The organism is Paenarthrobacter ilicis, from assembly GCF_016907545.1.
Classification (GTDB): domain Bacteria; phylum Actinomycetota; class Actinomycetes; order Actinomycetales; family Micrococcaceae; genus Arthrobacter; species Arthrobacter ilicis.
The window spans coordinates 1,059,533-1,085,313 of sequence record NZ_JAFBCD010000001.1; the positions used below are offsets into that span (position 1 = coordinate 1,059,533).

The 25,781-nt window shown below is 61.1% G+C and carries 26 protein-coding genes; 11 read left to right on the forward strand and 15 right to left on the reverse strand.

Annotated elements, in window-relative coordinates; translation table 11 throughout:
• Window positions 1–41 precede the first annotated feature (41 nt).
• Together JOE60_RS04950 and JOE60_RS04955 are read left to right on the forward strand one after the other, a co-directional pair.
• Window positions 42–1,073, forward strand: a complete 1,032-nt coding sequence (locus JOE60_RS04950) for an adenosine deaminase (protein WP_167264537.1) — start codon at window positions 42–44, stop codon at window positions 1,071–1,073.
• A gap of 156 nt (window positions 1,074–1,229) precedes the next feature.
• Window positions 1,230–2,153, forward strand: a complete 924-nt coding sequence (locus tag JOE60_RS04955) for a pullulanase X25 domain-containing protein (RefSeq protein WP_167264538.1) — start codon at window positions 1,230–1,232, stop codon at window positions 2,151–2,153.
• A gap of 75 nt (window positions 2,154–2,228) precedes the next feature.
• Here JOE60_RS04955 and JOE60_RS04960 read toward each other — a convergent pair whose 3' ends face one another.
• The 4 genes from JOE60_RS04960 to JOE60_RS04975 form a co-directional block, all read right to left on the reverse strand.
• Window positions 2,229–2,981: an ArsR/SmtB family transcription factor gene (locus JOE60_RS04960; RefSeq protein WP_167264539.1), complete on the reverse strand. Its 753-nt coding sequence runs from the start codon at window positions 2,979–2,981 to the stop codon at window positions 2,229–2,231.
• A gap of 205 nt (window positions 2,982–3,186) precedes the next feature.
• Window positions 3,187–4,728: an HNH endonuclease signature motif containing protein gene (locus JOE60_RS04965; protein WP_167264540.1), complete on the reverse strand. Its 1,542-nt coding sequence runs from the start codon at window positions 4,726–4,728 to the stop codon at window positions 3,187–3,189.
• A gap of 44 nt (window positions 4,729–4,772) precedes the next feature.
• Window positions 4,773–5,267, reverse strand: a complete 495-nt coding sequence (locus JOE60_RS04970) for a DinB family protein (protein ID WP_167264541.1) — start codon at window positions 5,265–5,267, stop codon at window positions 4,773–4,775.
• Window positions 5,264–5,695 (reverse strand): VOC family protein, encoded by a 432-nt coding sequence (locus JOE60_RS04975; protein WP_167264542.1) that lies wholly within the window; start codon window positions 5,693–5,695, stop codon window positions 5,264–5,266. Before JOE60_RS04975 ends, JOE60_RS04970 begins: the two co-directional genes overlap by 4 nt.
• A 107-nt stretch (window positions 5,696–5,802) precedes the next feature.
• Here JOE60_RS04975 and JOE60_RS04980 point away from each other — a divergent pair, with 107 nt between their 5' ends.
• From JOE60_RS04980 to JOE60_RS04990, 3 genes are all read left to right on the forward strand, one after another.
• Window positions 5,803–6,492, forward strand: a complete 690-nt coding sequence (locus JOE60_RS04980) for a hypothetical protein (RefSeq protein ID WP_167264543.1) — start codon at window positions 5,803–5,805, stop codon at window positions 6,490–6,492.
• Window positions 6,493–6,702: 210 nt separating this feature from the next.
• Window positions 6,703–7,440 (forward strand): GAF and ANTAR domain-containing protein, encoded by a 738-nt coding sequence (locus tag JOE60_RS04985; RefSeq protein ID WP_167264544.1) that lies wholly within the window; start codon window positions 6,703–6,705, stop codon window positions 7,438–7,440.
• Window positions 7,441–7,610: 170 nt separating this feature from the next.
• Window positions 7,611–8,975: an MFS transporter gene (locus JOE60_RS04990; RefSeq protein WP_167264545.1), complete on the forward strand. Its 1,365-nt coding sequence runs from the start codon at window positions 7,611–7,613 to the stop codon at window positions 8,973–8,975.
• On the opposite strand, the gene helR is transcribed toward JOE60_RS04990, so the two are convergent.
• Together helR and JOE60_RS05000 are read right to left on the reverse strand one after the other, a co-directional pair.
• Window positions 8,950–11,142, reverse strand: coding sequence for an RNA polymerase recycling motor ATPase HelR (gene helR, locus JOE60_RS04995; RefSeq protein WP_167264546.1), 2,193 nt, complete (start codon window positions 11,140–11,142; stop codon window positions 8,950–8,952). The genes JOE60_RS04990 and helR overlap by 26 nt on opposite strands.
• Before the next feature lie 199 nt (window positions 11,143–11,341).
• Complete coding sequence (locus JOE60_RS05000) at window positions 11,342–12,538, reverse strand: TerC family protein (protein WP_167264547.1); 1,197 nt, start codon at window positions 12,536–12,538, stop codon at window positions 11,342–11,344.
• Window positions 12,539–12,717: 179 nt separating this feature from the next.
• Here JOE60_RS05000 and JOE60_RS05005 point away from each other — a divergent pair, with 179 nt between their 5' ends.
• Together JOE60_RS05005 and JOE60_RS05010 are read left to right on the forward strand one after the other, a co-directional pair.
• A complete protein-coding gene (locus JOE60_RS05005; protein ID WP_167264548.1) occupies window positions 12,718–13,161 on the forward strand; it encodes a hypothetical protein in 444 nt (147 codons plus the stop codon).
• Complete coding sequence (locus tag JOE60_RS05010) at window positions 13,158–13,463, forward strand: winged helix-turn-helix domain-containing protein (RefSeq protein ID WP_167264549.1); 306 nt, start codon at window positions 13,158–13,160, stop codon at window positions 13,461–13,463. Before JOE60_RS05005 ends, JOE60_RS05010 begins: the two co-directional genes overlap by 4 nt.
• Before the next feature lie 58 nt (window positions 13,464–13,521).
• Here the strand turns inward: JOE60_RS05010 and JOE60_RS05015 are convergent, their stop codons facing one another.
• The 5 genes from JOE60_RS05015 to JOE60_RS05035 form a co-directional block, all read right to left on the reverse strand.
• The gene (locus JOE60_RS05015; RefSeq protein WP_167264550.1) at window positions 13,522–15,471 is read right to left on the reverse strand and encodes an ABC transporter ATP-binding protein/permease; all 1,950 of its coding nucleotides are present in this window, start codon (window positions 15,469–15,471) and stop codon (window positions 13,522–13,524) included.
• Entirely contained in the window at window positions 15,468–16,580 is a 1,113-nt protein-coding gene (locus tag JOE60_RS05020) for a peptidoglycan-binding domain-containing protein (RefSeq protein WP_167264551.1), read from the reverse strand. Before JOE60_RS05020 ends, JOE60_RS05015 begins: the two co-directional genes overlap by 4 nt.
• Window positions 16,581–16,638: 58 nt before the next feature.
• Window positions 16,639–17,460, reverse strand: a complete 822-nt coding sequence (locus tag JOE60_RS05025; RefSeq protein ID WP_167264552.1) for a hypothetical protein — start codon at window positions 17,458–17,460, stop codon at window positions 16,639–16,641.
• 84 nt (window positions 17,461–17,544) lie between these two features.
• A complete protein-coding gene (locus tag JOE60_RS18570) occupies window positions 17,545–17,964 on the reverse strand; it encodes a peptidase inhibitor family I36 protein (protein WP_405474878.1) in 420 nt (139 codons plus the stop codon).
• Between the two features lie 263 nt (window positions 17,965–18,227).
• Window positions 18,228–19,298: a hypothetical protein gene (locus tag JOE60_RS05035; protein WP_167264554.1), complete on the reverse strand. Its 1,071-nt coding sequence runs from the start codon at window positions 19,296–19,298 to the stop codon at window positions 18,228–18,230.
• 42 nt (window positions 19,299–19,340) lie between these two features.
• On the opposite strand from JOE60_RS05035, the gene JOE60_RS05040 reads away from it, so the two are divergent.
• Complete coding sequence (locus JOE60_RS05040; protein WP_167264555.1) at window positions 19,341–19,508, forward strand: hypothetical protein; 168 nt, start codon at window positions 19,341–19,343, stop codon at window positions 19,506–19,508.
• On the opposite strand, the gene JOE60_RS05045 is transcribed toward JOE60_RS05040, so the two are convergent.
• On the reverse strand, window positions 19,505–20,092 hold the full coding sequence (locus tag JOE60_RS05045; protein WP_167264556.1) for a hypothetical protein: 588 nt from the start codon (window positions 20,090–20,092) through the stop codon (window positions 19,505–19,507). The genes JOE60_RS05040 and JOE60_RS05045 overlap by 4 nt on opposite strands.
• Before the next feature lie 31 nt (window positions 20,093–20,123).
• Window positions 20,124–20,627, reverse strand: a complete 504-nt coding sequence (locus JOE60_RS05050; RefSeq protein WP_167264557.1) for a MarR family winged helix-turn-helix transcriptional regulator — start codon at window positions 20,625–20,627, stop codon at window positions 20,124–20,126.
• Window positions 20,628–20,636: 9 nt separating this feature from the next.
• Between JOE60_RS05050 and JOE60_RS05055 the strand changes: the two genes are divergently transcribed.
• Complete coding sequence (locus tag JOE60_RS05055; RefSeq protein WP_239528819.1) at window positions 20,637–21,680, forward strand: EamA family transporter; 1,044 nt, start codon at window positions 20,637–20,639, stop codon at window positions 21,678–21,680.
• A gap of 128 nt (window positions 21,681–21,808) precedes the next feature.
• Here JOE60_RS05055 and JOE60_RS05060 read toward each other — a convergent pair whose 3' ends face one another.
• Window positions 21,809–22,987, reverse strand: a complete 1,179-nt coding sequence (locus JOE60_RS05060; RefSeq protein ID WP_167264558.1) for a YDG/SRA domain-containing protein — start codon at window positions 22,985–22,987, stop codon at window positions 21,809–21,811.
• A 311-nt stretch (window positions 22,988–23,298) separates the two neighbouring features.
• Between JOE60_RS05060 and JOE60_RS05065 the strand changes: the two genes are divergently transcribed.
• Entirely contained in the window at window positions 23,299–23,916 is a 618-nt protein-coding gene (locus JOE60_RS05065; protein ID WP_167264559.1) for a dihydrofolate reductase family protein, read from the forward strand.
• 23 nt (window positions 23,917–23,939) lie between these two features.
• On the opposite strand, the gene JOE60_RS05070 is transcribed toward JOE60_RS05065, so the two are convergent.
• Window positions 23,940–25,181, reverse strand: coding sequence for an NAD(P)-binding domain-containing protein (locus tag JOE60_RS05070; RefSeq protein WP_167264560.1), 1,242 nt, complete (start codon window positions 25,179–25,181; stop codon window positions 23,940–23,942).
• A 375-nt stretch (window positions 25,182–25,556) separates the two neighbouring features.
• Here JOE60_RS05070 and cspE point away from each other — a divergent pair, with 375 nt between their 5' ends.
• Window positions 25,557–25,760, forward strand: a complete 204-nt coding sequence (gene cspE / locus JOE60_RS05075) for a transcription antiterminator/RNA stability regulator CspE (RefSeq protein WP_011773907.1) — start codon at window positions 25,557–25,559, stop codon at window positions 25,758–25,760.
• Window positions 25,761–25,781 lie beyond the last annotated feature (21 nt).

Genomic DNA, 25,781 nt, shown 5'->3' on the forward strand with positions numbered 1-25,781 from the left:
GCCGCGGGACACGCCCGCGGGTTCGGGCCTAGAGTTGACGGGTGGAAACATTTGGCGAGAAAACAACGACGACGGCACCTCCGGTAGCCGAACTGCACCTGCACATCGAAGGGACTCTCCAGCCAGAGCTGATCTTTGCCCTGGCCGAACGAAACGGCATTGACCTGCCGTATGAAGACATTGAAGAACTGCGCGAAAAGTACGAGTTCACGGACTTGCAGTCATTCCTGGACCTTTACTACGCCAACATGGCGGTCCTGAAAACCGAGCAGGACTTCACCGATATGACCCGCGCCTACCTCAAGCGCGCTGCGGCCGGGGGAGTCCGGCACGCGGAAATCATGATGGACCCGCAGGCCCACACGTCCCGCGGCATCGCCCTGGAGACCTGCGTGAACGGCGTTGCCACTGCGCTGGCCACCTCCGAGGAAGATTTTGGCGTATCCACCTTGCTGATCGCCGCGTTCCTGCGTGACATGTCCGAGGAGTCCGCTGTGGAAGTCCTTGAGCAACTCATTGCCATGAAAGCTCCGATCGCCGGCATCGGGCTGGACTCCGCGGAGGTGGGCAATCCGCCGTCGAAATTCGAACGCCTGTACCAGCGCGCCGGCGAAGCCGGCCTGCGCAGGATCGCCCACGCGGGTGAGGAGGGGCCGGCGTCGTACATCACCGAGGCCCTGGACATCCTCCATGTTGAGCGCATCGACCATGGCATCCGCTGCATGGAGGACTCCGACGTGGTGCAGCGCCTGGTTGTGGAGCAGATTCCCCTGACCGTGTGCCCCCTGTCCAACGTGCGCCTCCGTGCGGTGGATACGTTGGCGGACCATCCATTGCCTGAGATGCTGGCCATCGGTTTGAATGTGTCCGTGAACTCGGACGATCCTGCGTACTTTGGCGGTTACGTGGACGATAACTTTGAGCAGCTGGTGGACGTTCTGAAGTTCTCCGTCCCGGAGCAAGCCACGCTGGCTGTCAATTCCATCAAGTCATCCTTCGCAAGTGACGCCCGGAAGGCCGTACTGTTGGATGAAGTCACAGAGTGGGTTAAAGCCTCGGTTCCGCACCCGTAAGGTCCGGCCGACGGCAGGCAGCCGATACCCGTACATCACTTGCAAACGCTGTGATGTCACACTCAGTCACGACACGCGGTGTTTACCTTGGGCAGTCGTGGGAATTAACAAATCATTGGCAAACTGCTGTGGAGTATCCACCGTTGAAGGAGAAGCATGGGCGCGAACACCGCGGAAAACACAACCCTTCGTTTGAAGGCTGTTCTGGACATCCTCGCCGAAGGCGTGTGGTCCGGGGCCACGTTGAATGCCGGTGAAGTGCTGGCAGAAGCCACGGCCCGCGTTCCCTTCAATGATCACGAGTCCGAACTCCTCAGCGGCGGGATCCCGCGCGGGCACAAAACCCTCACCTCGGCATCGGCCAAGCTGGTCAAAGCCGGCTGGCTGGTGAAGGGACGTTCAGGTTGGACCATCCCCGAGGACGGCCTCCGCGCCACGGTCGCCTTCCCGGATGCGGCAACGTTCGCGGCAGCACTCGACGCCGGAACTCCGGTACCGGCCGAGACTCCCGTTCCCACCGCCCCTCCGGTCAACGCCCAGGCCAAGAAGGCTGCCACCAAGCGGGCGGCCACCAAGAAGGTCACGGCTCCCGAACTCGCGGCAACCGAAGTGTCCGAGCCGAAGGTCGCCGCCGCCAAGGTGTCCGCACCGAAGGCCACTGCGGCAAAGGCGAAAGCTGCGCCGGCTGCCAAGGTGCCGGCTGCCAAGGCGCCGGCCGCCAGGAAGTCCCCGCGCAAGGCAGCGACCACGCCCGAGGCGACACCCGCCGTCGAGAGCTTGCCGCAGCCTGGCGCCGTGGCAGTGGCGGGCGATTTCAACACCGTCCTGGGCGCTCCCGAGGACTGGGCTCCCCAGTACGACGAAGCGCAGATGGAATTCAATCCGTTGGTCCAGGTGTGGACGCTGACGGCTGACCTGCCGGCCGGCCACTACACCTTCAAGATTGCGCTGAACCGCTCCTGGGATGAGAACTACGGCGCGTTCGGTGCCCGCGATGGTGCCAACCACGAGTTGAACCACGACGGCGGCCCCGTCACCATCACGTACAGCCACCAGACGCGGGACATCGTGATCGGCTAGCACCCAGCTACCGAAAGCCCGCCCTTGCCGACCAGCCCGCCCTTGCCGAGCAGCCAGGGCGGGCTTTCGCGTTTTTCAGCTGTACATCAGCGAGCCGGGCGTAGTGAGTTTTTCACCTGTTTCCAGCCACGTCTTCAAGCCGGAGAGGATCATGGGCCAACCGCCGTACAGCTGGTCATTGGCGCCGTCGCGGAGTTGATCATGCGTAACCGTGAGGTGGCACGAATCGCCCACGGGTTCGATGTCCCACGTGATGCGGGAGGTCCCCTCGGCCTTCACATCATCGCCCCACAGCGCAGTCATGGTCTGCACCAGCCTGCGGGGCGGGTCCACCTCAATGTTCTGGCCCTCACCCAGCGGCTCATCGGCCCGCGGGTTCCGCATCTCGAAGCGGCCGCCTGGTGTCCAGTCCGAGGTGAAGACGTTGCCGAACTGGTACTGGCTGCGGATGTCGGAGCTGGTGATGGCTTCCCAGAGCCGTTCCGGGGTGGTCTTGATGTAGATTTCGAAGATTTTTTCCATGGGACTTTCCAATCTGGATTTGAGGTCGCTGAGGGCAGCGGCCCATGGTTCTGCGTATTTACTCACCCAGCGGTCGTGGATGAGGCGGATGGGTACCGGATTCAGGAAGTGCAGTTTCTCGCGCCCCCGACGGCGGGTGACCACCAGGCCGGCATCCTCCAGAAGCTTGAGGTGCTTGGCGACGCCGAAGCGGGTCATCTCGAACCGGGCTCCGAGAGCGGAGGCTGACTGACCGTCCTCGCGGAACAACTCGTCCAGCAGTTCTCTGCGGGTGGGGTCTGCCAGGGCTTTGAACACGGGGTCCATAACGCCAGAATAGGTGACCGTTTAGTCACATGTCAACGGTATCGACTGGACCGCCGCGAGTGCCGCAAGTGCCGCGACTGCCGCGAGTTCGCCGGAACGCTGTGGGGTCGCCGTTCCCGTCGGGCGTTTCTGCACGCTTCCCGCGACCTCGTGGTCCTATCCCAGCAATTTCCGCGCGCTCACCACTGATCTCCGCCGGGCAGCTCTACGTCCGGTGGGGTGTGTGGTGGTGGTGGTTCCGTCGGGGTGATTGGCGGGGGTCGATGTGGGGTGGAGGAACGAACCACGGGACCCCGGTTGTCATGTCGATGCGCCACTGCTCCTTGTGGATGAGGTGGTGGTGATGGCTGCAGAGCAGGGTGCCGTTGTCTGTTCCAGTGGTGCCGCCCTGGGACCAGTAGGTGACGTGGTGTGCTTCGCACCAGGGCACCGGAATGGTGCAGTCAGGGAAGGCACAGCCGCCGTCCCGGGCCACGATCGCTTTGCGGATGTGGGGCGGAAAGATCCGGGTGGCGCGCCCGATGTCCAGAACACGCGAGTCGCTGCCGAGCAGGACGGGGAGGATGTCGGCGTCGCAGGCGATTTTGCGGATGGTGTTGGGGTGGATCGGGCCTGCGAACGTGGCGGTGCTGGTGCTGGTGCCGGTGCCGGTACTGGTGCCCGGGCCCGTCAGTTGTTCGAAGAGTTCCTGATAACCGATGGTCACGGTGAGCTGGGGCCGGAGCCCACCATTGGAGGGCAGCTCCCCGGTGGTCATCGCGACGCCGCAGGCACCCACCAAGCCGTTGAGGAGTTTCTGCGCCCGGGACCGTCGGTCCAGTTCCGGGCCGGAAGAGGTTTCGCCAGCAGTATCTTCCTCGCCTCCTGTGCTGCCCGCGCGGGTAGTGAGCCGTGGGTTGGTGGCGACGTTCATGGCAGTGGTGAGGGTTTCATATTGCTCGGTGGTGGCGAAGATTTCGATGTGGTGCAGTCCGTGACGGCGTCGACGCCGGAGGAAGGCGCCTTGGACCTGCCGGAGGACCTCTTCGGAGGGTTCAGCACCGTCGTGATCAATGACGTCAATCCAGCGTGCCGCCATTTTGGAGACGAAGTCCGGGTCGGTCTGGACCGCGGTGGTGGTCAGGGCGTGTTCCATCCGCGTGAGTGTCTGGTGGTCAGTGAGGTTCCGGACCTTGTCCAAGGAATTACTGATGATCGTGGCCGAGCGGGAGGAAATTTCCGCCGATCCGACAGCCGCAGCGAGGATTTCGCGCCGCGCAGGGATGTCCTGACCGATGATGCTGCTTCCCGGCAGGACGTCCGGGGCCAGGGCCAGCCTGCGCTTCGCCTCACTGATGCCGATCCGCAGCCGTGCCCTGAGGAACTCAGCCGCGTTGCGATACCCATCATCCAACGGGCTGGTTGTTTCTGCCCTGGTCCGTTCCACGGCTTGGGCTGCTACCACCTGCAAGTACTCCAAGACCCGCGACAAGTCTTCTACCTTGCCGGCAAAGTCGGCCGCGTCCTGGACCCCGAACAACCGGATGTCTTCCGAAATGGTCTCTCTGACGGACTCCAGGGAAAACGCAGCCTGCTCGAGGTGACCGTCCGCCACTTCGGGGGAGGTCGCTCCTGTATCGATGAAGCCGGCCACGTGCCTGCGGGGTCGAGGGCGCAGTGTCAGGTCAGCGCGGGACGCATCAGTGCGGCGGGCATCGGCGAGGGGCGAACGTGCCCTCCGCGCCAAAATCTGCCCTATCGCTCCCATGGACCAACCCTGTCATGGGGGTCTGACATTTTAGGGGGCCGCGGCTACCCGGTGACTTGTTCCCGCAAAATATCCGCGTGGCCGCAGTGCTGCGCCAGCTCCCGCAGCATGTGCAGGTACACCCATCTGAGCGGCAGCGGGCCGCGCCGGTTGCCCAACACCAGATCATCGAGCGCCAAGGGAGCGGCCGCCCGACGCGAGGCCTCGCAGGCTTCGGCGTGCGCTTTCTGAATACTGGCTATGGTGTCGCCATCATCCAGGATGAAGGATTCATCCGGGGTGGCCGGGATACCGATGTCGGCTCTGGACCGGCAGGTGATCGCTTCGTCGAACCACACCCGTTCCACGAATGTCACGTGCTTCACGAGTCCCAGAAGCGTGGTTCGTGAGGCGACCAGCCGTCGTCGTGCTTGTTCTTCCGTGAGATCGTCCAGGCATTCGTTGAGCGCCCTGCGGTGCTCGTTCAGGAAGGTGTCGAACTGGATGCGCGCATCCTGGTTAATCACGTCGTCGGCGCGGCCCGGGGGAAGTGAACTCATGCGAAAACCACCGTGCCGTCGTCGGAGATGGTCCAGCCGGGATTGTGGGCGATTTCCCAGACGATGCCGTTGGGGTCCCTGACGTGGCCGTGGAAGATCCCGCCAAAAGCTCCGGCCTGGGCGGGCTTGACCACCGTTGCGCCAGCCGCGACCAAAGCCTCGATGGTTCTGGCAACTTCCTCTGCGCTGCCGACGTTGTGCGAGAGCGTCACCCCGCTCACGCCCGCAGTTGGCACGGCAGCGCCAAGATCCTGGTCAAACTTCTCGGCGTCGAACAGGCCGAGCATCAGCCCCGGAGCTATCTGGAAGAAGAGAATCTCACCGGGAACGTCCATGGCCGGGTCCCAGCCGAGCCCGTCTTTGTAGAAGGCACGGGCGGCATCAAGGTCCGGCGTGGCGAAGGTGAGGAAGTGCAGTCGCTGTTCCATAGGGGAAGCCTAGCCGCCTCGGCCCGGGGCGCAGATGCGCTCACCTGCCCGGCCGGTTCGGCCATGTCCTGTTGAGCCCCGGTCCAAGCCGGTGGCAGGATGGAGCCGTGGAACCCCTCTTCAACTTCCTTGGCAGTTACTGGTGGCTCATCTTTCCTATCGGCGGGATGGCTGGTGGTTGGGCGAGGTCATGGTCCAAGGCCAGCGAGGAACGGCACCGCCGGAAGGTGGAGCTGTTGAAGTTGAAAAACCAACTGGCGGTGCATGAGGAAGCCAACCAAGCAGAGGTGGTCTCGCTCATTGCTGCGCATGATTCCGTGAACCAAAGGTGGCTCGAGTACGAGCTCGACGTAGGAAACCTCATCGATTTCCCCCTCATGACCGACGTGCGTGAACCCCTCACAGTGGCCTTCCTCAAAGCCAAGAAGGAGGCCGACGGCTTGCGGCCGGCTGCTCCCGAGGATGTCACGACGCCGGCCCGTGTGGCCGAGTACCGCGCCGCCGTCCACAGCTACGAACTTGCGTTCGACGTCGCCGAGCGGGAAGCCCGACGTATCAAGGACGGCAACTTCACCGGCCCCGAACGCCAACGGCTGGCGACGGCACGGAAGCTGCTGCGCATCGCCGAGGACGCTGCGGCCACCCCTGCTGAGAGGCAGACCGCCTACAAGCGTGCCCGCAAGGAACTCGACGGCTTGATCGTCCTGCCGGAGGCCACCGTTGCAGCGCTGGAGAGCAAGATCGTCAGCATGCTGGACGAACGCAAGGACCCGGACACGGACGTACGGTTCGCATAAGGTTCGGGCGGGGCTCGACGGCGCCGCGCGCGCTTAGTGCCGTTGCTGCAGGCAGAGGGCGTTTCCCCCGTCATCATCAGGGAGTTTGCATAGACTTTGTACCGGTGATCGTTGGGCGATAAGGTATTCCCAGACCGTTTTGCAGAGGGCGGCAAATTCGCTCCTTTGCTGTCTGCCGGGGACGCTTTTCAGTCAGTAGGAACGTGTCATATGTACAACCCGCGCCCGGAGCAGGAAGCTCTCCTCAATGGATACTTCTTGGACCTCGTTCTGGACAGCGAGGATGTTGAGGGTTTTCTGGGTGACCTGGCATCTTTTTCGGCCGAGTGCTTGTCCCGTCACCAAGCTCCTGTTTCCGCAGGCATCACCGTGCTGCGACGCAAAAAATCCCCCGCGGTAGCAAGCAGCGACGAGCGCGCGCGGATCATGGACGAGCTCCAGAATGAATATAACGGTCCGTGCCTCACCGCCATGGACCAACTTGCGTCCGTCCTGGTGTCCGATTTGGCCCTCGAGCATCGCTGGCCGGACTACGTGAATCCCGCTTCGGAGCAGGGAGTGCGGTCCATCCTGAGCGTGCCACTCCTTGTTGAGGGCGAGACGCGCGCGGCGCTGAACCTGTACTCCGAGAACTCCAATGCGTTCGGCGCGGATGATGTACGGCGTGCCGAGGTGTTCGCCTCCCATGCGGCCAAGTCCCTTCGGCTGGCCCTGAAGATCGCCCAGCTCAGCGATGCCCGGAATGACCTGGCGGCCGCCATGCAGTCACGGACCATCATCGATCTGGCGGTGGGAACCATCATGGCCCAAAACCATTGCAGCCAGGACGAGGCGTTTACCATCCTCCGGACAGCGTCCAGCAACCGCAACATCAAGCTGCGGCACCTGGCGCGTTCCATTATTGAGGGCGTTTCGTCGGACAGGGTCACCACGCACTTTGAGGAGTAGCGTGAGCCTCTCTTTTTGGGCACTGAATCTCGCATAGGGGATGTTGGATAGCGGTTCCCTGAGATTCCCTGAGGTTCCCTGCGGTTCCCTGCGGTCCCCGGCGCGGGTCTCCGCGTCCGGTCCGCGAGCCAGTTTGGTGACCCGAAGCAACAATGCGCCACGCTGGGGTGGTGACTGCCACCAATCCACGCCCCGGCCTCGCGATAGCTGCCCTCAGCCTGGGCACAGCGTTGAACCCGCTGAACTCCTCCATGATCGCGGTGGCCCTGGTGGTCCTGCGGGAGCATTTTGCGTTGGACGTGGCCACGGTGACCTGGGTGATCACCTCCTTCTACCTTGCTTCCGCTGCAGGCCAGCCGCTCATGGGCCGCTTGGCCGATCGCTTTGGGCCGCGCCGCTTGTTCATGTTCGGCATGGCGTTGGTGGCCGTTACCTGTGCAATCGCACCATTCCTACCCAACTTCGCGCTGGTGTGCGTGGCCCGGGCCCTCATGGCGGTGGGAACCGCGACGGCGTACCCGTCCGCCGTCGTCATGGTCACCGAACTCAGCAAACTGGCCAACCTGCCATCCACGCGGCCACTGGGCCGTATCCAGATGGCCAACACCTCGGCGGCTGCCGTGGGTCCGGTGGTTGGTGGCCTGCTGGTGAGCCTGGTGGGGTGGCAGGCGCTGTTCGCGATCAACGTTCCCATCGCCCTGTTGGCCATGATCGTGGTGCGGCAGACGGCTCCCGTTGATGCGGGACGTGAGACCGGTTCCTTGGGCAAGCTGATCCGCGACTCGGACATTCCGGGCATTCTTGCCTTTGTTGTCTCCTTGATGCTCGCCATGATGGCGCTCCTGAACGTGGCTCCCGGATACCGCTGGTACCTGCTGGGTGCCGGAATTGTGGTTGGTGCCCTCTTCGCATGGCGCGAGCTGCGTTTCCAACCACCTTTCCTTGACCTCCGGCTGCTGGGTCGGAACCGGCCACTGTTGCTGGTGTACCTGCTGTTCATCGTTTTCAGCGGTGTCTACTACTTCGCGTTCTTCGGCCTTCCGCAGTTGCTGCAGGAGGCAGGACATTACGACGCCGGCATAGTAGGCCTGCTCATGCTGCCCCTTGCGGCGTTGTCGGTGGTGGTGACTCCGCTGACTGTGAGGTTGATTGAACGGTTCGGCGTGCGCTCGGTGCTCATTGCCGGTGTGCTGGTGCTGACCGTGGCCGCCGGGGCGTTGGGTTCGCTGACGTTGTCCTTGGCCGTTCCGCTGGTGTTCGTGATGACGGCGTTGATGGGTGTCCCGTATGGCATGGTCAGCACCGCCTCCAACCAGGGCCTGTATGTTTCCGCCCGTCCCGAGGAAAGGGGAGTGGCCGCCGGGATCTTCCAGACGTGCCGCTACCTGGGAGCCATTACGGCCACTGTGCTGATCGGCGTCTTCTACGGCCCGGGGGTCAACCAGGCCAACTGGGGGCTCATGGTGCTGGTGATGCTTGGTTTGAGCGTGCTGGTTCTGGTTCTGGCTGTCATGTGGCGGAAACCGGCTTCATAGTCTGGTCCTGCTCTGTGGAGGACAGGATCACCAACTGCTGGGTGGCCCTGGTCATCGCGACGTATCGGTCCACGGCGCCCTCTATTCCGTCGCCGAACCGGTCCGGATCAATGAGCACCACGCAATCGAACTCCAGCCCTTTCACCAGTTCCGGCGCCAGCACCCGGATCCGCGGCGACGCTGGCAGCGGGCCGGGTCCGGCGTCGTCGATTGTCACGACGCACGCCACGCCCTCACCGTTCGTCGCAAGCCAGTCCTCCAGCAACGTCCCCAAGGAATCCACCGCTCCGCGAACTATTGGCAGCCCGCTGCGCCGGATGGAGGTGGGCACGTTGGCATCCGGCAGCGCGGCCCGGATCACCGGTTCGGCGTGGGCCATGACCTCTTCGGGCGTGCGGTAGTTGATGCTGAGACTGGCCAGGTTCACGCTGCCCAGCCCAGCGCGCTGCAGGCGTTCCTGCCAGGATTCGCGGAACCCGTGGCGTGCCTGCGCGCGGTCGCCCACCACCGTGAAACTGCGCGACGGGCAGCGTTGCAGCAGCACCTGCCACTCCGCATCGGTGAGTTCCTGGGCCTCGTCCACCACCACGTGGGCGAACGGACCAGCCAACGTGTCAGGGTCAATGGCTGCTGCGTCCTCGCCGAGTTTCTCCTGCATATCGTCGCCCCGCAGCATGGACATGACCATGAGCTCGGAATCGTCGGAGGCGATCAGGTCCTCCACCACGCGGTCCATCAGTTCCTTTTCCGCGGCAGCCTCGGCTTTACGACGGCGGGCGCGGAGGGACGCTTCCGGGTCGCCCAGCCGTTGGCGGGCGGCATCCAGGAGGGGAAGATCCGAAACCGTCCAGGCCTCCGGTTCGGATCGTTGCAACGCGGCGACTTCCTCTTCCGTCAGCCACGGCGCCGCTGCGTGAAGGAAGGCGGGTACTCGCCACAGGTCCGCCACCATTGCAGCGTAGTCGAGCAACGGCCACGCCTTCCGGAAGGTCTCTGTCAGGTCGGTGTTCTGCGCGAACGCACGCCGCAGCAGGTCCCCTGGAACCTCGTCGGTGTCGAACCTGTCCAGCAGGATGGCCACCAACTCCTCCCACACGTCATCCCGCGCCTCGTTGTGCGGGGTGCCCGGACCGGGCGCGCTGAACGCATCCGCCCAGTCCTCAGGGCTGAGCCAAACATCCGCCCACGGCGTCTCCACTTCCAAGCCCTCAGCCGGGGGAACCTCGTAGGACCGGACAGCCCGCTCAACCGCCTTGACCATGCTGGCTGACGACTTCAAGCGTTCGACGGCGGCACTCGCCTCGGGAGCGGCGGCGGCTCCTTCGGGAACCAGATCGCGGATGGTGCATGTTTGCACCCCGTCCTCGCCCAAGCTTGGAAGTACGTCCGCAACATAATTCAGGAATGGGCGATGCGGTCCCACGAACAACACCCCGCCCCGGCGATGCCCCAGCCGGGGGTCGGAGTAGAGCAGGTACGCGGCACGGTGCAACGCCACCACGGTCTTGCCGGTACCCGGTCCGCCGTCGACCACCAACGTGCCCCGGGAGGAAGCTCGGATGATCGCATCCTGGTCCGCCTGGATGGTGCCCAGAACGTCCCGCATGCGTGGGGAGCGGCTGGTGCCCAGGCTGGCGATGAAGGCGGAAAGATCCTCCAAGGCTGCCGTCCCACCGGTGTCCGATGCCGTGAACGACTCGTCCCAGTAATCAGTGATCCGGCCCCGGGTCCAGCGGTAGCGGCGGCGGCTTGCCAGGCCCATCGGGTTGGCGTGGGTGGCCCCGAAAAATGGCTCGGCTGCGGGTGATCGCCAATCGACCAGGAGCCGCTTGCCGTCACTGTCCGTGAGGCCCAGACGGCCAATGTAGAGGGTTTCGCCCGATGTTTCGCTGACCATTCGGCCCAGGCAGAGGTCCACGCCAAACCGCTTCAGGGCCCTCATGCGGCTGGTGAGCCGGCGGATCTCGACGTCCTTTTCCACCGCTTCCTGCCCGAAACGGCTGGGCGATTTCCTGGTGGTCTCCAGCTGGCCGGCCAGGTCTTGGATGGTCTGTTCCAGACTGGTGCCGACGGCGGCGAGGTGATGGTCGTCGTCGGATATCAGGGCGGGATTGGCCTTGGGGGAGAGGTGCTCGGGAAGATCGAAAATGCTGGTGGTCAGTGGCACGGGGAGCTCCTTGGTCCGGATTCAGCTCCCCATTGTGCAGCAGCCCCTGGGCCTTGCGGCAAGGCCCCCCATGCCGTATAGATTGAAAGTGAGGAGAGGGAATCTCCTCTTTTTTGTGGGGTTTTTCAATAAGAAACGGGACCCTGGCCGAAGCCAAGGTCCCGTTGTCGTTCCACGGTGCTGCTGTCAGAGTGCGGTGTCAGTGCGCCTCGCGCTTGAGGAATTCCTCGTGCTGGCGGTGCGCTTCCTTCACTTGCTCGCGGATAGTCTCCACGTCCTTGGCTTTGTTCCGGTACTTCAGGGGCATCTGCACAATCTGTGCTTCCTCCGCGGTCAGCGCGCGGTAGATACGTTCGCGTTCGTTGGCGTCCGCCGTGTAGTCCAGATCCAGGTAGTCCACGGCGTGACGGCGTGCGTTGTTGATGGCGGTCTGGGCCTTGCCCGCAGGGCTGATCAGAGAGAGCACCACGGTGATGATCAGGACGCCGATGATGACGCTGAGGGAGAGGCCCGTGGTGATCTCGATGACGTTCACGTGCTCGCCGTCGTTGATGAACGGGAGGTTGTTCTCGTGCAGGGCGTGCAGGATCAGCTTCACGCCGATGAAGCCCAGGATGGCAGCCAGGCCGTACGAAAGGTAGATCAGGCGATCCAGCAGGCCGTCAATGAGGAAGTACAGCTGCCGGAGGCCCATCAGGGAGAACGCCGTGGCGGTGAACACGATGAAGACGTTCTGGGTGAGGCCGAAGATGGCCGGGATGGAGTCGAGGGCGAAGAGGATGTCCGTGCCGCCGATTGCCACCATCACCAGGAGCATCGGGGTGAGGGCCCGCTTGCCGTTCACCATGGTGAAGAGCTTGTCGCCGTCGTATTTGTCCGTGGTGTGGAAGAGCTTTTTGGCCACCCGGATCACGAAGTTGTTGGCTTGATCGCCTTCGTGGTCGCCGGGCTTGAGCAGGTTGCCGGCGGTGAGCAGCAGGATGAGGCCGAAGATGTAGAACACCCAAGCGAACGAGTTGATCAGGGCGGCGCCCAGGAAAATGAAACCGGTGCGGGCGATCAGCGAGAAGACGATGCCGAACAGCAGCACCTTCTGCTGGTCCTCACGGGGTACCCGGAAGCTGGACATGATGATCAGGAACACGAACAGGTTGTCCACGGAGAGGGCCTTCTCCGTGATGTAGCCGGCGAAGTACTCGGACCCCATCTGGCCCCCGCCAAAGATCAGGACGAGGATTCCGAAGACGACTGCCAGTCCCACGTAGATGGAGGACCAGATGGCCGCTTCCTTCAGCGAGGGGACGTGTGCCTTGCGGATGTGGAAGAAGTAGTCAAAGGCCAAAAGCGCCAGAATGACGACGATGGTGATGCCCCAGATGAGGGGAGAGACGGTCATGTGATCCTGCTTTCGTGAGGCGCGCTAAGTGGTGTTGCTCACCGAGGGTCAAACTCGTGAAACCAAATTTACCGGGTTTAGCTCGATATTAGGTAACTAGACTGTCTAGCGGAAAGTACTTGACACTTTGGAAAGTAGTTTCTTAGGATGAGTGCATCAATTCACATCGAGGGGGAACCATGAGCGACACCACTGGTCACATGTCCGCAGATGAAGCCAAGGAGCTCCTGGCCAAGGCGGAATCACTTGGCACAACATCAATCAACGCAGCGGCTTGGCCGGTTGCGGTGACGTTCACCAGCTTGGCCATCCTGGGCTCGATGTTGATGATCGGAATGCACATAGTCCTGGTGACCGGCTATGGTGCCGCCTTGCTGGCATGCTCCGTGGGCGCATGGGCCGCCATCACTGCCTGCATCTGGCCCATGTTCCAAAATTCCACCAAGGCCGGGTTCACCAAGCGTTTCCTGACCTCGCTCCTGGCCTATTTCGCCCTCTACGTTGTTGTCCTCGTCATGGGTACTGTCCTGTTCCGCGACGGTAATCTGTGGTTCTACCTGCCCGCAGCCATCGCCATGGGGGCTGTAGGACTCGCTGCCGCGTTCCGGGAATTGCGCGCATGAGCGCTCCGGCGGAACACCCACGCCACCAGCTCAACGAGTTGGTCCATTCCCCGGTCCGGTTCTCCATCATGGCGGCGCTGGCCAAGGCCGAGTCACTGGACTTCAAGGACCTGCGGGACGCCATCCAAGTCAGCGATTCCGTGCTCAGCAAGCAGCTGGCGATCCTGGAGAAGGCGGAGTTCGTGAAGATCAGGAAGAGCTTCGCTGGCAAGATGCCGCGGACCTCGGCCAGCCTTACCGCCGCTGGCAGGGATGTGTGGGCGGGACACCTGCGGACGCTGCGGGAGATTGCGGGCGGGTGATCTGGTTCTTAAAGCCCGACGACGGTCCTCGCCTTTGGTGGCGGGGGCCGTCGTGGTTCTAAGTTCTGAGGCCCACCGCTGGATCAGCGCGCGCCGCGGCAGCAGCTGGGTACACCGCCGAAGTGGCACCGGTAACCATACCCGCGGCTACTCCAATGGCAGCCATGACGGGAGTCATGACAGGTGTCCATCCGTTGACCGCAGATAGGGCAATTACAGCCGCTGTCCCGAGAACGCTGCCCGACAGGCCCCCGGCCGTTCCGATGAGGATGCCTTCGAATAGAAACATACGAGCAATGGCCCACCTACTTGCACCTAATGCCCGTCTAAGAGCCACCTCGCCGGATCGTGCCTGTACTGATAAGTACATCGCAGTTGCGGCCGTCAAAGAGGCCAGCACAAGGAGAACTATTGATATTAGCCCGACCATAAGTCCCAGTTCTTCGCCGATACCGGTCTTGAGGCTTCGAAGGTCGGCTACGGTCTGAACGTCGATCGCACCAGGGCTACCTGGACTCAAGGCTCGTGGGATTGCGTCGCTCAAGGGGGCTGGGGATCCCAGCTTGGTTCTGACCACGTAGGTGGGTTGTAGGTTTCGGATGGAAAAAGCTGCGGCTGGGTTCAGAAAGATCTTGTCCAGTGCCGAAGCGTCCCTTGAGCTGTTCTCGATAATGGCGATGACGGGTACAGGTGCGCCCTGCACCCAGATGACGATGCCAGGTGCCGCATTTTGAATTCCAATCGTTGTGGCCGCATTCCTTCCGATCACGGCGAACGGAACCTCGGGATAGACCCTCATATTGTCCTGCGCCGAGCGCGGCGCCATATCCAGGTCCAAGATCGTCAGGAAGTTGACGTCCGCAACCTCGATTGGTCCACTGAAATACGTTTCGGAGGAAGGCGGGCGTGAGATAGCCCCATCCGATGGAGCCACCATTGATGTCAGCCCGACGAGTTCAACCCCCTCCAGTGCCCCAACGGAGTCAACGATGGACGATTGTTCGGTAAGGGTAGGCATCGTGCCGGGGGTGAGCCGGTCGTCTGTGAATCTAACTTCGTCTAGAGCAGCGACATCGAGACGTTCGGCGACCTGCACGGAGGTGGTCTGAGTGAGTCCATTCGCCGCGGTCAATCCGCCGGCCCCCAAGAGGAAAGCGGCAAGTAGCAACGCGGTTCGCAGTGGTCGGGTCGAGAGCTCATTCAGGCTATCCGCCACGGAATCAAGAACTCGCAAAAGACTGGACCCAGGGGCGGTGCGCGCCAAGCTTGGCTCGGGTTTCATTGCCTTGAAATGAGGAAGGGAGGTTGGAACTCGGCCGGAACAAGTCTCGGTCAGTACGCCATCCGTAAGAGAAAGGCGGCGGTCGGCGGCGGCCGCTACTTGCTCATCGTGCGTTATCACAACGACGGCTACTCCGCTTTGTGCCATCATTCGAAGATCCTCAATGACCAACATTGTGTTCATTGAATCCAAGTTGCCGGTGGGTTCATCGGCCAGTAACACTCGAGGGCCAGGTGCCATCGCTCGGGCGATGGCGAGTCGCTGACGCTCACCGCCGGACAGCAATCCCGCGCGAACATTGGCGCGGTCGGCAAGCCTGAATTGGGTCAGAACTCTAGTCACCGCGACTGACCTCTGTCTGGTGGGTGCTCCTTGAATCCTCAAACCGAGCGCGGCATTTAGCGCTGCTGGTTCGTGAGAGAGAACGAATGAGTTCTGAAAGATGAAGCCTATTGTTTCCGACCTCAGTTTATTACGCTGTTTTTCGGTCAAATCTTCTGTGCGCCGCCCCATCACTTCTAGGTTGCCGCCGGTAGGACTGTCCAAGAGGCCGAGAAGATTCAGGAGTGTACTCTTCCCTGACCCTGAAGGACCTACTATTGCAACAAATTCTCCCTCACGCACGGTGAAGCTGGCCTCATCCAAAGCGATGGTCGAAACTGCGCCGTCGTAGACGCGCCTCAAATGCTTTGCTTGCAAGGCAACGCCTGAGCTGGGATTTCTCATGGGATTCGAACCTGTTGGCCAGCTGTAAGAGGTGTGACCGATTCAACGGCAGCCCACCCGGAATCCTGCGCTTTCACCTTTATGTCGACCCTTTGGTATATGGTCTTTTCCGAATTACCGGACGAATCCGGCACGAGCACCTCAACAAATGGCCCGGATCCGTCGTGCTGGATTCCAATGAGTGGCACCGCAAGCTTTTCTTGGGGAGGCGTCACGCCCTGCACGGTGATCTGCTTGTCAGGGATCAACCAAGCTGAGCCTTGAAAAGGAACGGAGATAGTGACATCCCTTCCGGGTCCTTCACCGCTGGGTCCGGGTTTGTCCGTAAATCCACCCACGGATAGGACGTCACTTTCCACGGATTCGTTTCCCAGCGAAAGGCGGACCTTAATGCCTGCCGAGAGAACATCAGCGTCGACTACGGAGGCACGCGCCACGACGGTGTCCGGTGTTGTTTGGATCGTGATGAGAGCTGTTGTCTCTGTGATTAGCGTTGCTAAGCCAGCAGATTGGGCTACTACACCCCTGTTTCCAGGGATCTGAGCGAAGTCCCCAACCCTGAACGCGGGCTTGCCGGGCGGGACGAGCCCGTCCCCACTGTAAATCCGGTTAAGGGCGTCGCGGGAGACCGCATCAAGCTTCCCTGAGATTTGGACGGAGTTGAAGCCCATCGTCCGTAGGGCTTCTTGGAGTTGAGTGACGTCGTCTCCCGAATCACCGATGTCCAAGTCTCTGTAGATGGGGACATTATCGGGAAGCAAAAATACCGGTTGCCCTCCGACAGCGCCAAGGAACGACCCTGGCGCAACCACCGTCCCTACCGGCGGACCGGGCTTGGTGACGACGTGCCGATAGGAGGTTCCCGAAGTGGGGGGACTGACAACTGTGGTCTGGCCCCGGACGACCACCCCTTTGAGCGCCAACTGCTTGTCTACAACCTTCAATGAAACTGGATAAGTGACCTCCAAGCGCCGCTGGGCGTTGTTCAGAGCTTCGTCGTTCGGGCCTTTAACCGTGGCTCCGGCCCAAAAGGCTGCTGTGAGAAGTACGAGCAAGATGAGGAAGAAAGTGAATATTCTTGCTGGATGGAGAACACGTCGTACTTTCATGCCGACCAACGAGGCTCCGTTGTCTCTAGTGTCAGCTAAGTGCGGGCTCAAGGTTGTTCTAGTCCCCAACAAAGGCTGCGACCGTTTGAGCGGCTTCATGCAGCGTCTTCTCGATTTTCTGCCGTTGGGCCAGCAACCCTGCTTCGTTATCTGAAATGAGCGTTGCTTGGTACGACGCTTCAATATCAGCCATCTTCTGTACGAAGTCCATGTCTTCTTTGCATCGGACGTCCGATATAGCCACCCTGCTCGCCGTTTCGGCGTCGCTGCGGGCTTCGATTGGACTCCACGTTTCGTTGTCTTTGAACGTAGCTCCCTTCGCTTGAAGACAGGTTTTCCATGCTTGAACTAGTTCTATGGTCTTTGGATCCTTTTTGGCTGCGGCGGTAGCCCTCGCGGCAAGCTGAACGGAGAGTGCGTTTTGGTCAGCCCCATAGCTTGTGGAGGGCACCGCCTCACCAAGGCAAGAATCCCACTGGCGATTGAACTCGACAGTTTTGGTCTCTAGTTGTGGGGTGCCCAGGTTCTCTTCGGGCCGCCCGTATCCGTACTGCTCTGCCGTTGACATCAGCCAGATTCCGTAGGGTCGCTCAGCAGCCGAAGTCCTGTCTTTAAACGAACCGATGAGGTCAATAGGTTGCCCGTTCTTGGACATACACTGCTGAATCCGGATACTTCCAGCACGTTCGATGAGGTTCAGCTCTTGAGTGGAGACAGAGTATCCGTCCAGCGGGTAAACGATTGATTCCATGTCTGACCGAAGCAGTGCTGTGCCATGGCCTGGGCTGATGCCGATATCTGATGGCGATGGGTTGCCCCCGCATGCCGTGAGCATCACCGTGAAAACAAGGGACGGAGCAACGAGTTGGCGTAACAGCATGGGTTCCTTCAAGTTGTAGAGGAGCTGATGTCCGGGCTCAGCGATAGTGCGAAGCCGGGGCATTAGTCCATTCCGCAGATGGGCCTAAAGTGACAAGCTCGAAATGATGTCAGAGTATGTGTAAGGCCAGTTGTACGGGACGCCGTAGTTCGTGAGGTAGCCAACGTCTTCGCCCGGTGCCAGTTGTAACCAAGTGCCAGACCAGTTTGTGTCTGCGTACAACGTGGAGACTCTGGATGATCGGCTGTCAACAGAACTTGCTTGGTCGTTCATGCCGGCTCCGACGTAATTGACAGAACCGCTGTAACTCACCTTGAACCCTGCATAATTCGTGTCCTGCCATAGGCACATCGCATATTGGCAGTCGTAAGCGGCCTGTGCGGGAGCGCTGCCTACGGCGACACCTGCTCCTGCAAGCAGCAAGGTCGTTGCAGCGATTGCAACACGTCGATTCTGCGCGTTATTCATTGAAATTCCCCTCTTTGGCGAATGGGGCAGCATCATTGCTGCCCCGGCAATCCAACAGAAGGCAAACCACCCAGCTGCAAATCTCTACGGCCGTCATGATGTGCCGGGAGCCACAATGCCCTATAAAAAGACAACTAGGTGGTGAAAAAGATCATCTAGGTGCCGTTTTGGGTCAAATTAGGTGCCAGATTCGGCTGCCACAGCCTGAAAAGCTGACGTCTAGGTGCTGGGAGGGCGCCGCCGTGGGTTGTGTACTATTGCGTCGGCCCTATCTGCGGGCCTCGCCAAAAAGTGAGTCCTTAGCCAGTTCCCACTAGGTCCCAGCGGTCTTCCTGATTCGACCGCCAGAACTGTCGGGGTTCCTCATTTTCGCGGGCTACGTCCCTGAGCCAGATGGTGCTGCCGGGGTCCCAGCCCGCGATGACTGAGGCCGTGTCTCCATCGACGGACAATGCCCGTCCTGCTGCACTGAGATAACCGATGACCGTGAGATGGACGGCGTCCCATTGTGCCGATGCCTGCTCCCAATCAGGAATGACCCACCTTACGTGCCTACCGGTGGTGCGGAACCAGTCGTGCCGCCGTGATGCGGTGACTTCAAGGGGGAAAGCCCGGCACAGATCAGTCCAATCCTCGGCCGAGCGAATTTCAAGGATTCGTCCGGACCCGCTGACGGGGATGGTGGTGGCAAATTCCCAGCCGAGTGAATCTTCTACCAAACTGAGCCCCTCTGGAATCTGTGGGACTGTCTGCACCAGTCCGTGGGCGATGGACCACCACTCACCCCCGTAGTTGGCGTGGGGGTCTTGCGGCCGTTCGCGTACAGCCCGTAGTTCCTCGGACCGTTCCTTTCGTGCCCAGTCGGCCAGGGTTTGTCGCGGGTTTCGGGGGAGTGGAGTGGGGTCGCCCGAAACACGCCAGTCGATCGCCCACTGGCCGGGTTGGAAGCCTCGCAGCCACCACTGCGCGGCTGGCATCAGAAGCACCTTCTCAGCAATGCGGGCTGACGAAACCCTTACCTCCGGGGTGTCGGCCAAAACATCCACGCCGTCGGGTTGCTGCCAGTATCTGGCGGCATCTACGGCCTGCGGCAGCGCACGTTGAACAAGATCATCATCAATGAGGGACAGATCCAACATGGCGATGATGTTGGCGACCTCAGCAACACTGAGCATCGATGTTGGGACGGGCTCAAGCGGGCCTGAACCCAATGAATATCGGACGACCCGCGATTTGCTGTAACTGGGTTCAAGGTCAAAGCCCAGTTCCAGGATGGCTCGCCGAACATCCGCGTCCGCCTCCATCGCCAGCTCCAGGCACAGGCGACGCCCACGTGGACCCAAAAGCAACGAATCGGCGTCAGTCAACATCCGCCCATCCTGCCACGCCCGCACTGAACTAGGGTGACCCATATGAACAGCAAAGTTCCCCACCCACTCCAGGTGGCTTCATTCTTTGCCCTGGCTATGGTCTTCGCGGCATGGCAGCCATTTGCGTTGTGGCGTGTCGCTGCTGCGGCCCTGATGTTGGGATTCGGTTGCTACGGCATCTATCAGTTGCGTCGAGGCAAGCGAACTTAGCTTGGTTGGTCCCGGCGGAGGCGATCCTGCAAGTCGGGGTCGCCAAATCCGGCGACGAACCCGAAGTTGTGTTTATCGTTCTCCGGCGGAAACTCACGCTCAAGCTTCAGTGCCGTCGTGGGTGTGAAGAACGTCTTCGCTATCCCGCTTTCCGTGTCGAAGGTGAAGGACCCGAAGATGGTCGGATCAACGCGGTGCCTGAGCAGAAGCGTTGTATCGGAACCGTTCACTTCGCAGGCGATTGGGTGATAGTCGTCCAGACGACGGCCCCAAATGGGTAGCGACAGAGGAAACGAGAGTTGAACTGACTCAGGGAAAGACGCGGGGATGCGATCAATGGAGAGGGCATAGGGTTCATCCACGCCGTCAGTCTGGATGATCAGTCGTTGGGTATCGAACGTGCGCGTAGGACCGTTCGGCCGGCTCGTCGCAGACCACATAAAAGCTCTGGGATACACCGAGATGGCGTAACTCATCATGTGGTTGAGGCCTTGGCAGAAGACCGTCCCCTTGTAGGCGCTTGACTGCCCACCGCCCATTGCCTTGCCTATTGCGATCGCCAGTTGCTCAGAGGAAGTGTCCACGCCTCATCCTTGCATGGGTGCCGTCGCCCGCTTAGGCGGGTTCGCCGTCGTCGTTCATCAAAAGGAACTTGCGCAGGAGGTTCGCCAGCTGGGCCTGCTCAGTCTTGGACATTCCGTCGAGCATCCGTTGCTGGTTCCCGACGTGGTGCTCCACCACCTCGTCTACCAGGGTGCGACCCTCAGGGGTAAGGCTGATCAGCAGTTGGCGGCGATTATGCGGATTCGTCTCCCTGTGGACCAAGCCTCGGGATACCAGCCGATCCACGCGGTTGGTCATGGCGGCGGAGCCGATCATGGTCAGGCTCGCGAGCCTGCCTGGCGTGAGCGGAGCTTCAGCTGCCGACCGCCGGAGTGTTGCCAGGACGTCGAACTCCCAGGGTTCCAGGCCGAACCGGATCATGAACCGCTGAACGTCCAAGCCCACCAGTCGACTCGCTCTGTTGAGCCGGCCCAGAACGCCCATGGAGCTGACGTCCACGTCGGGCCGCTCCTTGTTCCACTGTTCAAGAATCAGGTCTACTGCGTCGCGATCCATCACCCTCCCATGCTTGACCTCAAACAGTACAGCACCTACATTGTCTTCTATCAAATAGTTCGACATCAAAATGTTTGGAATCAAATAATGAAGACGGCTCAGTCTGTTGCCAGTGCAGGAATGATCACGAAGGGAGCGTCGCCGCGCGACCTGCTTGTCACGGCCTTGGCGCCGATGATTTGGGGGTCCACCTACTTGGTGACCACGCAGTTCCTCCCCGCGGACAGGCCGCTGTTGGCCGCCACTGTGCGGGCGTTGCCGGCGGGCATCATCCTGCTCCTGCTGACCCGGACGTGGCCCCGAGGTGTTTGGTGGTTCAAAGCGGCCGCGCTGGGCGCACTCAATATCGGCCTGTTCTTCTTCCTGCTGTTCTTCACGGCTTACCAATTGCCGGGCGGGCTCGCGGCGGTGATCGGATCCGTTCAGCCCCTGTTTGTATTGTTCCTTGGTGTCTTGCTGTTGGGGGAACGGATCCGGTTCAGGCATATCGTGGCCTGCGCCGTCGGGGCTGCGGGCGTCGGCCTGTTGGTACTGCGATCCGACGCGTCGCTCACTTTTGTGGGTGTGCTCGCCGGTCTGGCGGCCGCGTTGAGCATGGCGGCCGGCATCGTCCTCACCAAACGCTGGGGAAAGCCCGACGGCGTGGGGCTGCTTGGGTTTACCGGCTTGCAGTTGGCGATGGGCGGGGTAATGCTGCTGCCCGTGACTTTGGCGGTCGAGGGTCTGCCTGGGTCGGTTTCTTTGCCCAACGTGGCGGGCTTTGCCTACTTGAGCGTGATCGGCGCCCTGGCTGCTTACGCAGTCTGGTTCCGGGGGATCCAGAAGTTGCCGACGATGGTGGTGTCGTTCTTGGGATTCCTGAGCCCGCTTGTGGCAACGGTGCTGGGGTTCGTGTTCCTGGGGGAAGCGTTGTCTGGGTGGCAGATTGTGGGGGCGGTGCTGGTGCTGGGGTCGGTGGGTTTGGTGCAGGGGGCTGGGACGATGAGTTCCAGCGCCCAGGGTAGAAGAAGTCAACTCTGGCGGCGAGGGGTCCAGAAAGCAAGACCTAGCTAGGCCATGGCGGGACTGCCCGGAACCATTGCCAGGTCGACGGTGTTGTTCGATCCGCTCACCTTGCTGATCTTGTAAGTAGTGGAACTGTCCTCCCTTCCTGGAGCGATCGCTCGTACCGCAAGTACTGACTACCTGCGGCCTGAAACGCTACTGGAAATTTGCTCCTGATAGGCGATGTGCTCAAAATTTAGCCCGTGGGCTGCGGAGATAGTAAGTTGCCCAACTGGCTCACCCAGGTTCAGCACGGTACCGTCTGGACGAATAGTCAGGGCATGCCCATCCAGTAACTTGTGGCAGTTTGGGCATAGACAAAGAATGTTGTCCAACGTATCGGGCCCATTGTGGGGTATGCCCAGCGGTCGGACGTGTGCACCCTCCGAATACGGCCCTGCGGAAGTGACAAGCCGTGTGCCGCAAATCTGGCATTTGTGGTCATAAAGCCGCTTGACCGAGGTTGTAACTTCATAGTTTCTAACGATGCGATAGATCTGTGACGCGCGGCGTAGTGGTGCCAGGTCTTCCCCACGTGTTAGGGCGATGGCAGTCTCATCGGGCATTAGGCTGTCGCCTGCGACTGCCCGCAGCTGGTAGATCAGCACTTTCCAGCCGTCGCGTATGCCCCAGCTCCAACTGGTGACTGTAAACAATCCGAGATAAATGTACTGTTCGTGTGACCGAACCCCCGTGAGCACCGATTCCTTGACCAGCACCCGAACGGGCCGGCCCAAATTGTGGTTTTCGACGAGGCCGAGATTTCCCTGCTCGAGTTTTTGGTCCGCTATGTGTCTGCCCGAATTGGGATTGCGGCCCCCAAATCCGGTGTATGTGATGAGGTCACCTTGAATCTCATCATCTGAGTATCCCGCTGACAGACAAATGGACTGTGTTCCGTGTGATTGACCAGCAATGCCTGCCTGCAGAGTCCTGTGCACACCGGCGTCGTAGGCCTCTCGCCGGTTAGCAAAAATGGTACCGGGGGGACATTCAGGGATTTCTCCGTATTGTGGTGAAGGTTGGTGATCGTCACGAACGACAAGTTCGATGCCAAAGCGTTTGAGGGTCTGCCGCGTCTCTTCCCCGCCGGAGAATAGGCGAATCGAAAGAGGGCCGTTGGCCGGATGTTGCTTTCCATATGCGACGGCCAGGAGCGGCTTCGAATCCACCAGCGTGCCATCAACGTCAGCGAAGTACCTATGTGACGCCTGCTGTTCATATTTTTTAAGGAATGCAGTTCGCCCTAAAGCTTGAAACTCGGCGACGGTCCTTGCGATTGCTGATGCGTCAGTCAGCTCCGATAATGCGCGCACAGAAGTAGCCCCCGGTCCTATCCCTTTTAGCGACGTGGTCTGAGTTCACATCGCTAGATCGTCTGAGTCTTGGCATGGTGCCACCGATCTGTAGTCAAAATATACGAAAATTGGCGTCACGTTCCTCAGGTGTCCATCACATATGGTGGGGACCTATATCGGGACGCCGAGGATGCCAGGTTCAGCTTCGGGCGCTCAGAGGCAATGCAGGCCCGACTCTCGCCCGGCCATTGCCCAACAACCCCACCTGTGGCACCCTCGTGGTGATCCTGTCGCCAGGGTGACGATGGGCTGCAGAGAAGGAGCCCATCATGGGACTCATCCACATAGACCTGTTCACCACGCTCGATGGTGTCGCGCAGGCGCCTGGTGGCCCCGAGGAAGATCCGGCCAATGACTTCGCGTTCGGCGGTTGGCAGGCGCCACTGATTGACGAGGTCGTGGGCCAGCAGATTGAGGCCGGCATCGAGGGGATGGATGCACTGCTTCTTGGGCGCCGTACTTATGACATCTTTGCCGCGTATTGGCCGCACCAGAACGGCCGGATCGCGGAGCTGTTCAACCGCATTCCCAAATATGTGGCGTCGCGTCAGTCTTTGAAACCCGAATGGGCAGGCACCTCGCAGCTCGGCCCCGACCTTGTCAGCGCACTGAGGCAGTTGCGCGAGGAGCACCAGAGTATCCACGTGATCGGCAGCGTCGACCTTGTCCAGACTTTGTTCGCAGAACGCATGTTCGATCAGCTCAACCTATGGGTGTACCCGATCCTGCTGGGGAGTGGAAAGAAAGTGTTTGCCGGTGGCGTGGTCCCGACGAACCTCCGGCTCATCGAACCTGTGGTCACATCGCCAAAAGGTGCCGTAATGCAGCGCTATTCCTTGGTTGAAGGGACGCCCGTGGTTGGGGACATGACGACGGAAGGCCAGTAGAAGTCAGACGGAAAGCCAAGGTCTCATCCAGCAATCCGCCCCGCCACATACTCCGCATCCATCCCCACCCCGCCCAGAATCGACGAGTAGTGCCGCGTCAGCCAGGGAAGCCCCACCGCGTACAGCCCAGCCTGCTCCGTAACACCCAAAGAGTGCTTCGGGTATCCCCATTCATCCAGCACAGGCAGGTTAATTAACGACAGGTCCAGCCCGTACCCGGTCGCCCACAGCACCGAAGTGATCCCGGCATCAGCCAGGTTCAGTGAAGCCGGCTCGGACGGCAGCCAGTCGTCCACGGGCACAGACGGCTGCAGAGGCGCGTCCAGGCCGGCCGCGTCAATGTACCCGTCCAGGGCCTTGCGCATCCGCTGATCGAAACCTGACTCGACTGTTGCCAGGCGTTCGGGGAGGTCGTCGCTGAAGGTGATGTCGCCGTCGTCGATTGTTTCCAACCGGCCGTGCAGGTGCATGCCCCGGCGGCCGAGCTCGCGGAGGTGGATGTTGTGGCCGCCGTCGGTGCCGGAAAGGAGCGGGTTGCAGGCGAAGCGGGCGGCGGGGGAGGGCAGGGCCTCGCGGGTGAGCGCGTTGATGCCGACGCCCGGTCCGTGCTTGCCGGTTTCCAGGAGCCAGTAGAGAATGTCGTGCCCGCGGTATCGGCGGGGAGCCTCGGGACACGTGGACACGGCCAGGTGGACCTCGCGTCCGGCGTCGTGCAGTTCCTCGGCGATCTGCCCGCCGGACTGGCCGGTCCCGACAATCAACACCGCGCCGTCAGGAAGTTGCTGCGGGTTGCGGTAGTGGTGGGTGTGCAGCTGGGTAACGGTCGCCGGCAGCTGCTTGGCGATGGGCGGCAGCTTGGGAACCTGGTACGCACCCGTCGCCAAGACCACGTTCCTGGCCATCAGGTGGCCTGCCGAGGTCTCCAAGCTGAAGGCCCCACCCGGCTCCACGTCGAGCCGGAGGACGTCGACGCCGGTATTCACCGGGGCGCTGATCAGTTCCGCATAGCGCCGCAGGAGATTCACGACGGCGGTGCGGGGCAGGAAGGCTTCTGGCTCGTCGCCGGTGTAGGGCATACCGGGGAGGTTGAGTGAGAAGTTCGGAGTGTTGAGGAAGAACCCGTCCCATCGGTCCTGATACGCGCCGCCCAGAGATTCGCGACGCTCAAGGAGTTGGTGTTCCACGCCGGCCTGGGTCAGCCAGTAGCTGGTGGCGAGCCCGGCTTGGCCGGCACCAATGATCACGGTATCTGGGGCAGATCCCACGGTGGAATTCTACGCTTCAGGACGGTGCGGGGGGATGCTCTTGACCTGCTTTTCTCTGGCACCAGCGTAAGGCTGGCGCCTCATCAACTATTGGTGGGATTGCAGATCGTGACCACAGACAACAGGACGCAGACACTCCACGTGACCAGCATGCTGATGCTCATCCTGAACATCCGATGGATAAATGTTTCGTGGCACTAGCCATACGGCCGAATCCCTGTACACTTGAGACTGTTGTTGTGTTTGGCATTTGGTAGTTCAGGCAGTCCCCGCAATCCTTCCGGATTGTGATGTTCTGAAGTAACGGTGGAGAACACCCCACACCGGAGACCCGACAGTCGGGATCATCTCCACCTTCAGTTAGGACTGAAAAAAATGGCTACAGGTACCGTGAAATGGTTCAACTCCGAAAAGGGCTTCGGCTTCATCTCTCCTGAAGATGGCAGCCAGGACGTTTTCGCTCACTACTCCGCGATCAACTCCTCGGGTTACCGCTCCCTCGAAGAGAACCAGAAGGTTTCCTTCGACGTAGAGCAGGGCCCCAAGGGTCCCCAGGCAGTAAACATCCAGGCTATCTAGTCTTCGGATAACGCAAAAAGC